Source organism: Pseudarthrobacter sp. MDT3-1, from assembly GCF_054510755.1.
The window spans coordinates 41,060-52,881 of sequence record NZ_JBTNDX010000018.1 but is presented as its reverse complement, the minus strand read 5'-3'; the positions used below and the strand labels follow the sequence as shown (position 1 = coordinate 52,881).

The following is an 11,822-nucleotide window of genomic DNA, read 5'->3' as shown; positions in this document are numbered from 1 at the left end:
ATGGTTGCCAGCATTGCACTTCCCCGCCTAATGCGAGTAGGCGGGGGAGCCATCCACGAGGCGGGCTCCTTAGTCAGCGACCTCGGAGGGCGCCGCCCGCTTGTAGTCACCGACGCCTATATGGTTGCTTCCGGCGTGGTTGGCAGTTTGACCGAAACTCTGCGGAAGTCCGGGCTGAGTGTCGCCGTATTCTCAGGAACGGTTCCTGATCCCACCACCGATTCCCTGAGCGACGGTGTGAGAGCGGTTCACGAACACGAGGCTGACATCATCATCGGTCTCGGCGGCGGTAGCGCAATCGATACAGCCAAAGCTCTTGGAATCCTAAGCCGGCAAGGCGGCGAGATGCGGGACTACAAGGCACCGAGGAACAACATTGGCCCTGCGCTTCCCGTTGTCGCAATTCCCACCACAGCAGGAAGTGGTTCCGAAGCCACGCAGTTTACGATCATCAGCGACTCCGAGACCAACGAAAAGATGCTGTGCGTCGGCGCAGCATTCCTGCCTGTGGCTGCTGTCATTGACCACACGCTTACCCTGTCCATGCCACCCCGGCTCACTGCTGATACAGGCATCGATGCGCTGACCCACGCCATTGAAGCCTTTGTCAGCAAGAAGGCCAGTCCTTTCTCAGACGCATTCGCGCTGTCAGCTATCAAGACCATCGGGATGAACCTCCGAAAGGTCTACGAAGATGGCTCGAACCAGGCAGCCCGGGAGGCCATGATGCTGGCCGCCACCCAGGCAGGTATCGCCTTTTCCAACTCCAGCGTCGCGTTGGTTCACGGCATGAGCAGGCCCATAGGTGCTCACTTCCATGTGGCACACGGGCTGGCGAATGCGATGCTATTTCCAGCTGTAACCGAATTCTCAGTAACTGCCGCGGAGTCACGATATGCCGAATGCGCGCGTGCTCTAGGCGTAGCCTCCGCAGCAGCAACCGACCGAGAAGCTTCGGTAGCGCTCGTGGCCGAACTGCATGCGATCAATGCCGACCTAGACGTTCCCACCCCAGAGGTCTTCGGCATCGACCGGCATGCTTGGGAATCCAAACTTCCGCTCATGGCCGAACAGGCGCTGTCCTCCGGTTCACCCGCCAACAATCCCGTCATTCCCGATGCACAGCAAATCCAAGACATTTACGCCAGCATCTACGCCTAGCCAATCCCAATACATCCTCCTCTCGCTCCCGCTGCGGGGCGGCAAGAGACAGCTCTCTAATCAGATATTGCATGTGCGGCCGCATGAACGCCCGATGCTCAAGCCAGGAAGAACAAAACCGATGAACACGACGACCGTCACCTCCACCATCAACCACTTCATCAGCGGAACCGAGGCTGCAGGTACAGGCACCGCCACCAAGCCCGTCTACAACCCGGCCACCGGCCAGGTCAGCGCCGAGCTGCGGCTGGCCAACCGCGAGGATCTCGACGCAACCGTCGCCGCGGCCAAGGCCGCGGCACTCACGTGGGGCGACATCTCGCTGGCCAAGCGCACCGCCGTGCTGTTCAAGTTCCGCGAGCTCGTCGCTTCCCACGTGGACGAACTCGCCGAGCTGATCACGGCCGAGCACGGCAAGGTCCTCTCTGACGCCAAGGGCGAGATCGGCCGCGGCCTGGAGGTCATCGAGTTTGCCTGCGGCATCCCGCAGCTGCTCAAGGGAGAGTACTCGGATCAGGTCTCCACCGGCATCGACGTGTTCTCGTTCCGCGAGCCGATCGGTGTGGTTGCCGGCATCACCCCGTTCAACTTCCCCGTCATGGTGCCGCTGTGGATGGCCCCGATGGCGATCGCCACCGGCAACGCCTTCATCCTTAAGCCTTCCCACCGGGTCCCTTCAGCAGCGATGCTGCTGGCCAGGCTCTGGAAGCAGGCAGGCCTGCCCGACGGCGTGTTCCAGGTCCTGCACGGGGACCGGGAGGTCGTCTCCGGTCTCCTGACCCACCCGGACGTGGACGGCATCTCCTTCGTCGGTTCCACCCCTGTCGCCAAGCACATCATGGAGACCGCCACCGCGCACGGCAAGCGCGTCCAGGCCCTGGGTGGCGCGAAGAACCACGCCATCGTGATGCCCGACGCGGACCTCGACAACGCCGCCGACCACCTCGCCGCCGCCGCCTTCGGTTCCGCCGGGCAGCGCTGCATGGCCATCTCCGTCGCCGTCGCGGTCGGGAACGCCGCCGACCTGCTGGTCAAGAAGGTCCAAGAGCGCGCCCTGGACGTCAAGGTCAAGAACGGCACGGAGCCCGACGCCGACATGGGCCCTGTCATCAGCACTGACTCCCGGGACTTCATCGTCCGGACCATTACCGAAGCAGAAGCCGCCGGCGCCGCCATGGTGGTGGACGGCCGCGACCTGGTGGTCCCCGGCCATGAGGAAGGCTTCTGGGTTGGTCCCACCGTGCTGGATCACGTCAAGACCGAGATGTCCGCCTACACCGAGGAAATCTTCGGCCCCGTCCTCGTGGTGGTCCGCGTGGCGGACCTGGAGGAGGGCATCAAGCTGATCAACGCCAACCCGTACGGCAACGGCACCGCGATCTTTACTTCCTCCGGCGCCGCGGCGCGGAAGTTCCAGCGCTCCGTCGATGTGGGCATGATCGGCATCAACGTGCCGCTGCCCGTGCCGGTGGCCTACTACTCCTTCGGCGGGTGGAAGGCCTCGCTGTTCGGCGACAAGCACATCTACGGCCCGGAAGGCGTTTCCTTCTACACCCGCGGCAAGGTCATCACTTCGCGCTGGCCCGAAGCAAGCCACGCCTCCGGCGCTTCCTACAACTTCCCCTCCAACTAGGCGCGCGCCCCAAGTACAGGGTTCAGCCAGATGAAGCAAACGATGAGTAATACTCCCTCTGCTGACCCAGTATGAGCCGCGGGGTTTGTACCGCATTCGAACTCCTCAGGATCATCCAGTACTTAGATGTTCGGGCTTGAGACAGCAGGGGCCCAATACACCTGCGTCACCGGCCCCTACACCGCCTGACCGGCAGGTGTTCAGGACCACGTTCCTGCCCTGTCCGGCAGCAATGTCCCCGATCACGCTGCCCGGTTCCGTGTTGCCTACGTCCTCCTGCCTGAGCACCGACGGCACGCGGGTCTTGCATCGACGAGGCGGGAACGATGCCCTCGTGCCCGCAGGCGCAGATGCTGGGTGGTCTGCCGGCGACGGCTTGGTCGAGTCGGGCCCGCATCCATTTCGGGTCCCCAAAGCCCTGTCGAAGGCGTGCTCTCCCAGGCCCGACGCCGCCCCTTTCCCGCTGGCATAAATTGCCAGGCGGCCGCGGAGCCTGTTGCACTTGCGCTCCCCCGCTATTCCTTGCATGCCTGCTGGGAGTCCTGGCCGGCTTCCGCAAAGCTGCGCGGCTCAGCGTGGAAGTGGACGAGATCGTCGAGGACAAGATCCTGCATCCCACGCTTCCCCGGGACATTTCCCTAGAGAGTGGCTGGACGAGCGCGCTGCAGCGTCCGCAGCTCTGTCCGGCCGTTATTGCGCGGTGACCGACTCTGGCAGCGTGGCCCACGGACTAGCATTAGGTTCATGGGTGCCAATGACAGTTCTGCCGTTCACAGCGGTGGAAGCCCGTCAGGCGGTACCAAGGGTGCCGGCCAACTCATGGCTATGCTTGACCATGGTGTTTCCGCGGGTGATCTGGAGACCACGCTGTCCGCCTGGCTGGAAGCCGGGGCCATTGACCAGTCCACTGCGGCGGCGGCACGCCGGTTGAACGCCCAGTTGTGGGAGGCGAGTCGCCGGGAGGGCCTGCTGCGGGTCCTTTACGATACGGCCACCGACCTGACCGGCATACGCGACGTCGAGGCAGTACTCAAGGCCATCGTCCGGCGCACCCGGTCATTGATCGGCAGCGACATCGCCTACTTGAGCCTGAACGACTATGGCAGCGGTGAGTCCTACGTCCGGGTGACCGACGGCGCAACGACCGCTCTCTTCCGCAACATCCGCATGCCCCTCGGCGTAGGCGTGCTCGGCGCCGTGGCGACCGGCGAGGCACCCTCCCAGAGCGCCGACTACTTAATGGACGAGTCTAAATCCCATCTGGAGTCCAGCGACACTGCTGTGGCAGCCGAGGGCGTCCGGGCGATCATGGGTGTCCCCCTTCGCGCAGAAGGGAAAGTAATCGGCGCGCTCCTGGTCGCCGACAGGCATGCGCACGAGTTCAGCAGTGACGACGTGGCCTTGATGGAATCCATTGGTACGCACGCAGCCGTCGCGCTGGAGAACGCCCGCTACTTCAGTGAAATGGCCAGCGCCCTCACCCGACTGGACCAAGCACAGCGGCAGAACCTGGCCCACGTACGGGCCCTGGAGGAGCTCTCAACCCTGGACCGGCGGCTCATGGAAACCCTGGCCTCAACCGGCAGCCTTCCCTACCTGCTCAACCTGCTGGCCGAGTCCCTGGACACTCCTGTCTTTTTGGTCTCTCCCATGGGCGAGCCGCTGGCGGGGCTCGCATCGGACGGTGACTTCGGTAGCCTCCCGGCCCTGAGCGCCGCTGAGGAGTCTGCGGCCAGGAGGGCGGCCGTACAGTTCGAGGTCAAGGACAAGAAATACACCGTCATGTCCGCCGTAGCGGGCGACCAGCACCTCGCCTCCCTCATCGTCGCGGAGCAACTCAGCCCGGCCCGGCTCGCGGTCCTGGAACGCAGCGCCCTGGTGCTCAGTGTGTCGCTGCTGTTAGAACGCACATTCCAGGACGCCCAATACCGGCTGCAGCTGGAACTCATCGATGACCTGCTCAGCCCCCGCTCTGAACACGCGGCAGCGCTTACCCGCAGGGCCGGGCAGTTCGGTCTGGCAAACCACCTCCAGCTCGTGGTGCGCGTGGTGGGGGTCAGCGACGACCAGCGCCAACGGGCACTCTCCGTGCTGAGGCATCGACCCGACGGGGTCCCGGGAATCATCGCCCTGCACGAATCACACTTGTGCATCATTGAACCCTTCGAACGACGCGACAGCCGCCCGAATGAAGCCAGCGGTGCCGCACACACCGGCCAGTCCATCATTGACGAGCTGAAACGACGCCGCATCACGGCCAGCGTCGGGACATCAGAACCAGTGACCGGCTTTGCCCGGCTGTCCGCGGCCCACACCGAAGCCCACGCCGTCCTCCGTGCGCTGCAGGCCCTCTCGCGCAACGGCGAGGCAGCGGACCGGGCCGCCCTGGGTACCGCAGGAATGTTACTCGGAGCGATGGACAGCCCCTTCGCTGGACAGCTGCTCACTGCACAGCTGGGGCCACTTCTGAGCTACGACGAGCGGCGGGGAACGCAGTTGGTCCTCACAGCGTGGACGTTCCAGGAAAACGGTGGCGCCATCCAGGAAGCGGCCGACTCCCTCCACATCCACCCCAATACCCTTAGGCAACGGCTGGACCGGATAGACGCCCTGATCGGTGCCCCGTGGCGCCGGGGAAGCCGTTCCCTTGACGTCCAAGTGGCGCTGCGCTTATGGCGGATGAAGACAGCCGGCGTCAGCTCCGGCGGTTCCTGACCAGCGGGCCTGCTTTCCGCCGAACCAAAGCATATGGCACCGGACCACATGTACAGTGGCTTTATATGGCACGGAATCACATGGTGAGTGTCACGTGGTTCTGGAATGCTGAGATCTGCGGCGCCTTTCGGGCAGCCCGCTCATCCCATCTCTAGGAGTCATTCACAATGTCGTGTGCGCATGCAGCGGGTATCCGTCCCGCAACCTTCGGCGTCCTGCGGCTGCCGCGGAGTGTCGTCGTCGGCGCCCAGCAGCGTTTCGCCGTCGCCGATATCGCAGCCGAATTCGGGACCAACGTCCTCGTCTGCACCGATCCGCGGCTGGCCGTCTCAGAGGAACTTCAGGCCCTGGTCCGGAGCCTGGAGAACCGGGACCTGACCGTACGGGTATACGGGGATACCCAGGCAGAGCTTCCGACGCCGGGGATCCTGGCCTGCGTTGAGGAGCTCAAGGGCCAGGAGATCGATGTCATCATCGGTTTCGGCGGCGGCAGCTGCATGGACATGGCGAAGGTCGTGTCCGTGCTGCTCACGCACGGCGGCAAGCCTAGCGACTACTACGGCGAATTCGCCGTTCCCGGCCCCACCAAGCCGGTCATCGCTCTGCCCACCACAGCGGGCACGGGTTCGGAAGCGACGGCAATCGCCGTCGTCTCCGATCCTGAGCTGGGCATGAAGATGGGCATCTCGAGCCCCCACATCATCCCGTTCGCCGCCGTGTGCGATCCCGAACTCACCTACTCCTGCCCCCCGTCCCTGACGGCCGCCACCGGTGCGGATGCCTTCGTGCACCTGGTCGAGTCCTTCACTGCCATCACCCGGGAACCCACTTCCACGCTGGCCACGGAACGGGTCTTCGTCGGCAAGAACATCCTGACGGACTCGATTGCTTTGAACGGCATCGGGCTGGTGGGCCGCAGCCTGGTGACCGCCTACAAGGACCCGGAAAACACCGAGGCCCGTGCCGGGATGATGCTCGCGGCACTCTACGGCGGTGTCGTCCTGAGCAATGCCGGAACCGCCGCGGCACACGCCATCCAGTACCCGGTAGGCGCACTTACCCACACCCCCCACGGTGTGGGAGTCGGCCTCCTGCTGCCCTACGTCGTCCGCTACAACTTCGAGGCGATCCAGCCGCAGCTGGCGCAGATCGCTGAAGCCCTGGGGCGCGATATCAGCGGACTGGACCCGCGCGCCGCCGCCGTCGCAGGCGTCGATGCAATCGACGAGGTCATCGCCGCCATCGAGCTGCCTCCGACGCTGAAGGACCTTGGCGTGCAGGAAAGCGACCTCGCCCAGATCGCCAAGCTGTCGCTGAACTCCAAGCGGCTCATCGACAACAACCCCGTGCGGCTTGATCTCGACGCCGTAACCTCCATCGTTCACGCCGCCTACGCCGGCGACCGCACCATCCGCTGATCAGGGATAAGGACCACTGATGACACTTCTTTCAACCCATGAACCGCTCGACGTCGACGGGCTGACGGTGCCCCGCCAGCTGCTGATCGCCGGGAACTGGCAGTACGCCAGCGGCGGTAACACCGTCGAGGTGATCAACCCCTCCGACGCTTCCGTCATCACCGGCATCGCCGACGCCGACGTCGAGGACGGCCTCGCCGCCGTCGACGCCGCGGCAGCAGCCTTCCCGGAGTGGGCCGCGACGCCGCCGCGCCGCCGCGCCGAAATCCTGCGCCGCTGCTTCGAACTGATGACCGAGCGCAGCGAGCAACTCGCCCACCTCATCTCCCTCGAAAACGGCAAGGCCCTGACCGACGCCCGCGGAGAAGTGGCGTACGCCGCCGAATTCTTCCGCTGGTACTCCGAAGAAGCGGTCCGGATCATCGGAGATGTGTCCGTCTCGCCGTCGGGCTCCAACCGGATCCTTGTCCAGCACCCGCCCATCGGCGTCTGCGTGCTGATCACCCCTTGGAACTTCCCGGCGGCCATGGCCACCCGGAAGCTGGCGCCGGCGCTGGCCGCTGGCTGCACCGCCGTGCTGAAGCCCGCCACGCTCACGCCGCTGACCGCCCTGGCGATCGCCCAACTGATGATCGATGCGGGAACCCCGGCGGGCGTGGTCAACGTCATCACCACGAGCAAGACAAGCGAGGTCATGACCCCGATCCTTGCGGACCCCCGGGTTCGCAAGCTGTCGTTCACCGGTTCCACCAGCGTCGGACGCCACCTGCTGCGCCAGGCGGCCGACAACGTGCTCAAGTGCTCTATGGAACTCGGCGGCAACGCCCCGTTTCTGGTCTTCGATGACGCGGACCTCGATTTGGCCCTCGAAGGTGCCATGATCGCCAAGATGCGCAACGGCGGCCAGGCCTGCACCGCAGCCAATCGGATCTACGTCCAGCGCGGTATCCACGACGAGTTCGCCCGCCGGCTGGCCGAACGAATGGGCGCAATGCGCGTGGGCCCGGGCACCGACGCAGACACCGAGGTCGGGCCGCTCGTCGATGAGGCGAGCGTCCGCAAAGTCGACTCGCTGGTCCGCGACGCGGTCAGCCAGGGAGCCAGGCTCCTCGTCGGCGGCAAGGCCATCGACGGCGCCGGATACTACTACCCGCCCACTGTCGTAACTAACGTGCCGCTACAGGCACGCATGGTCAGCGAGGAAATCTTCGGCCCGGTGGCCTCGGTCATCCCCTTCGACACCGAAGACGAAGTCATCGCCGCCGCCAACGACTCCGAGTACGGCCTCGCAGCCTACGTTTTCACTGAGGACCTTCGCCGCGGACTCAGGGTCTCTGAACGCATCGAAAGCGGCATGGTGGCCCTCAATAGGGGACTCGTCTCCGACCCCGCAGCACCCTTCGGCGGAGTCAAGCAGAGCGGCCTCGGCCGCGAAGGTGCCCATCAGGGCCTGCTGGACTTCACCGAAACCAAATACATCGCCCTCGACTGGTAGCCAGCCGCTCCCTTCGTTTCCATCCGAAAGAAAAGACCAATGACGATCTCCAATACCAAAGCCAAAACGAAAGCACCCTGGCGCGTACCGCTCGCCAGCTTCGCGGGCACCACCATCGAGTGGTATGACTACTACATCTTCGGTCTGCTCGCCGCGACAGGCGTCTTCAGCCGGCTGTATTTCCCCGAACAGGACCCGGCGACCGGTCTCCTCCTGGCCTTTGTCACCTATGCCGTCGGCTTCGCCGCACGTCCCTTCGGCGGCATGTTCGCCGGCCACTTCGGCGACAAAATCGGCCGCAAGCCCATGCTGGTGCTGTCGCTGCTCATCATGGGCTTCGCCACGCTGGCCATGGGGCTGCTTCCCACCTACGCACAGATCGGAGTCTGGGCTCCCATCCTGCTGACGGTGCTGCGCTTGCTTCAGGGCTTCGGCGCCGGAGCCGAATGGGCCGGTGCGGCCGTCATTTCCATCGAGCACGCCCCTCCCGGACGCAGCGGATTCTTCGGAAGCTTCACGCAGATGGGCGTCCCGGCAGGCATGCTGCTCGCTAACTCGAGCGTCCTGATCGTCAAGGCCTCCGTGCCCGCAGAAGTATTCGATGCCTGGGCCTGGCGAGTGCCGTTCCTGCTCAGCGTGGTCCTGATCGTCATCGGCCTGATCGTTCGCGCCAAGCTCGAGGACTCAGACGACTTCAAAGAACTTGTTGCGACAAAGCAGACCTCGAAGAAGCCGCTGGGCGAAGCCATGAAGAAGGAATCCAAGGGCATCTGGCTCGTTGTCGGCATGCGGTTGGCAGAAAACTCCGCGTTCTACCTGTACACGACGTTCTCCGTGGTCTACATCATGAAGACGTTCGGCGCCGAACGGGCCAACCAGGGCACGATGTCCGTTCTGATTGCCTCGGCCATCGGCGTCTTTGCCGTCCCGCTGTGGGCGATCCTCTCGGACAAGATCGGGCGCAAGCCGCTGTACCTGTTCGGTTCCATCGGCGGACTCCTGTTCTTCCCGCTCTACTTCGTCATGACGGACAGTGGCAGCGCACTGCTGGCAACACTCGCCATCATCATCGGGCTCGCGGTCTTCCACAACTCGATGTACGGACCCCAGGCCGCCTTCTTTGCGGAACTGTTTTCCACAAAGCTGCGCTACAGTGGCGCGTCCATGGGCTACCAGTTCGGCTCGGTTCTCGCTGGCGGCATCGCGCCGTTGGTCGCCGTGGCGCTACTCACCGCCGGAAACGGCGAACCCGGCTGGGTGATCCTCTACTTCAGCGTGATCGGCGTCATCACGGTTGTGGCGACACTCCTCGCACCGGAAACACTCGAGAAGTTGGACCGGCGCATCGCCGCTGCCCAGGAGCTGGACGAGAAAAACGCAGGGATTGCCCAGGAGCGCGTCAGCGCTAACTGATACTCCCTTAAGTAAGGCGGGCGTCGTCCGGGTCAAAGGTAGACCTGGACGGCGCCCTTCTTGCTGCGCCTGAGGTGGTCTGCCCGCGGTTATCGTCGGAGCCGGCTGCGAGAGTCGCCAGATGTTGCGAACACTGTACTCCGCACGTTCTCTATGTTCCACTACGGGTAATCGAGGTCAAGCCTTCGATATTGCTTGAGAGGCAGGGCCTGTGATCGAATCGGCATCTTTCGTCATCAATGCATCGGGCCATGCCGTGGACTTCGTCGTGGCGCCCTTTCCGCCGGCAGACCCTGTAGCTGCCCTGCAGGCGGCGATGAGCGGCGAGGGGCAGGAAACTCCGCTGATGGTTCCGTTGGTTTCCACCGGAGTGCATTCAGGGCCCATTGCCTTGACGGTGGAGGTCCTCGGGGCAAGACCTGAGGGCACCGCGCCAGGATGGGAAGACATCCACGAGGTGTCCCTGATGCTCCCGGAGGGCCGAGCGTACTTCAACCCACCCACAGGCTGGGAGATGAAGGATGTCGGGACCATTACGGGCAATGAAAAGGGCAGCTACCGCGCCCGCCTTCATGCGACGGGCCGGGACACAGCCTTCGACTTGGTCGTGGAATCACCCGTCGAACGGCACCTGATCCAGCTCTGGAAGGAACCACCTTCCCCGGTGTCTGTCTTGTCCTCCGAATCAGAGCGAGGCAAAACCCTGCCACGCTTCATCAAAATGTGGCAGGGACCGCCCACAGCCAAGGCCCACGCCGAACCACGACTGATAACCAGGGAGACCCCTTCCGACTAGCGGATCCACCCAGCCGAAGCCCAACCGCGCTTCGCGCCGCTCTACTTGGCGTCTCAATTCCTTGGAATGGCACAGCCCAGGCGGGACACCCCACTGATCGGGATCGTCAGTTTCGGAAGTCGTCTGCACCAACTCTGGGTGTGGGGCTCGGGTTCCGTTGGGGGAACCTTCACCGGACAGCTCAGTTGAAACGAGGACCGAAGGCTATGGCATCCAGATCATTGGCAGACACGATGGCGCCATGAGGGACAGGATGCTGCTGATCATGTGCGGGACGACAGAGTTCCATGACGCCCTCAACTACTACAAGAAGCACTGCCAATGAACGTCATCATCGTTATCTTCGGCGTACTCCTAGCCTCGGCCGCACCGATGAGTTTCCCGCGCCGCGCCGGTCTATGCTATGGAGACCGACTGACGGAAGGCATGGCGTGATGCGGAAACTGATCTACGGCATGAACCTGACACTGGATGGCTACGTCGCCGCGCCCGGCGACGACCTCGGGTGGAGCGGGCCGAGCGACGAGCTGTTTCAGTGGTGGCTCGATCAGGAGCGGGCGATCGGCCTGTTGCTGTATGGGCGCAAGCTGTGGGAGGCCATGAGTTCCCACTGGCCGACCGGCGACCAGCAGCCCAATGCCACCCCGGCGCAGATCCAGTTCGCGCGGAACTGGCGGGACACGCCGAAGGTGGTGTTCTCCTCGACGATCGACAAGGTCGACTGGAACGCCCGCTTGGTCACCGGCGACGCGGTCGCGGAGATCACCCGGCTCAAGGCTGAGGACGGCGAGCCGATGAGGGTCGGTGGTGCAACGCTCGCCGGGGCGGCCATGCGGGCCGGGCTGATCGACGAGTACACGATCGTGACCCATCCGGTCCTGGTGGGCGGCGGCACGCCGTTCTTCACCGCGCTGGATAGCTGGGTGAACCTGAACCTGGTGGAGACGCGGACGTTTCCCGGCGGGGTGGTCCTGACCAGGTACGAGACGAGGCGCTGAGCGCGATTCCTCCGCGCGGTCGGGGAAGTACATCCACCACCAGCGGCCCCACGTCGGTGGCCAGCAGATAGTCCGGAATGCGCTTGTGCACAGCCCCGGCGACCTCAACCTTCCACAGAAACGGTTGCGCCACAACATGGCGCACCGACACATCTTGAAGTCCGCGAACAGCAAACGCGCCAACTCCCGCCGG

General features: G+C 64.2%; 8 protein-coding genes. All 8 read left to right on the top strand.

The genetic code is table 11. The features are described 5' to 3' along the window. The 8 genes from ACX80X_RS14500 to ACX80X_RS14465 all read left to right on the top strand — a co-directional run bounded on the left by ACX80X_RS14500 (position 1) and on the right by ACX80X_RS14465 (position 11,629). Positions 1-1,161: an iron-containing alcohol dehydrogenase gene (locus tag ACX80X_RS14500; protein WP_252601868.1), complete on the top strand. Its 1,161-nt coding sequence runs from the start codon at positions 1-3 to the stop codon at positions 1,159-1,161. Between the two features lie 121 nt (positions 1,162-1,282). Beyond that, positions 1,283-2,794, top strand: coding sequence for a CoA-acylating methylmalonate-semialdehyde dehydrogenase (locus ACX80X_RS14495; RefSeq protein ID WP_252601864.1), 1,512 nt, complete (start codon positions 1,283-1,285; stop codon positions 2,792-2,794). 819 nt (positions 2,795-3,613) lie between these two features. Next, a complete protein-coding gene (locus tag ACX80X_RS14490; RefSeq protein ID WP_252601861.1) occupies positions 3,614-5,509 on the top strand; it encodes a helix-turn-helix domain-containing protein in 1,896 nt (631 codons plus the stop codon). A 167-nt stretch (positions 5,510-5,676) separates the two neighbouring features. After that, a complete protein-coding gene (locus ACX80X_RS14485) occupies positions 5,677-6,927 on the top strand; it encodes an iron-containing alcohol dehydrogenase (protein ID WP_252601858.1) in 1,251 nt (416 codons plus the stop codon). Between the two features lie 19 nt (positions 6,928-6,946). Continuing rightward, on the top strand, positions 6,947-8,422 hold the full coding sequence (locus ACX80X_RS14480) for an NAD-dependent succinate-semialdehyde dehydrogenase (protein WP_252601854.1): 1,476 nt from the start codon (positions 6,947-6,949) through the stop codon (positions 8,420-8,422). A 39-nt stretch (positions 8,423-8,461) separates the two neighbouring features. After that, the gene (locus ACX80X_RS14475; RefSeq protein ID WP_252601853.1) at positions 8,462-9,835 is read left to right on the top strand and encodes an MFS transporter; all 1,374 of its coding nucleotides are present in this window, start codon (positions 8,462-8,464) and stop codon (positions 9,833-9,835) included. Positions 9,836-10,046: 211 nt separating this feature from the next. Then, positions 10,047-10,631, top strand: a complete 585-nt coding sequence (locus ACX80X_RS14470) for a hypothetical protein (RefSeq protein ID WP_252601851.1) — start codon at positions 10,047-10,049, stop codon at positions 10,629-10,631. 434 nt (positions 10,632-11,065) lie between these two features. After that, positions 11,066-11,629, top strand: a complete 564-nt coding sequence (locus ACX80X_RS14465) for a dihydrofolate reductase family protein (protein ID WP_252601849.1) — start codon at positions 11,066-11,068, stop codon at positions 11,627-11,629. Positions 11,630-11,822: the final 193 nt, after the last annotated feature.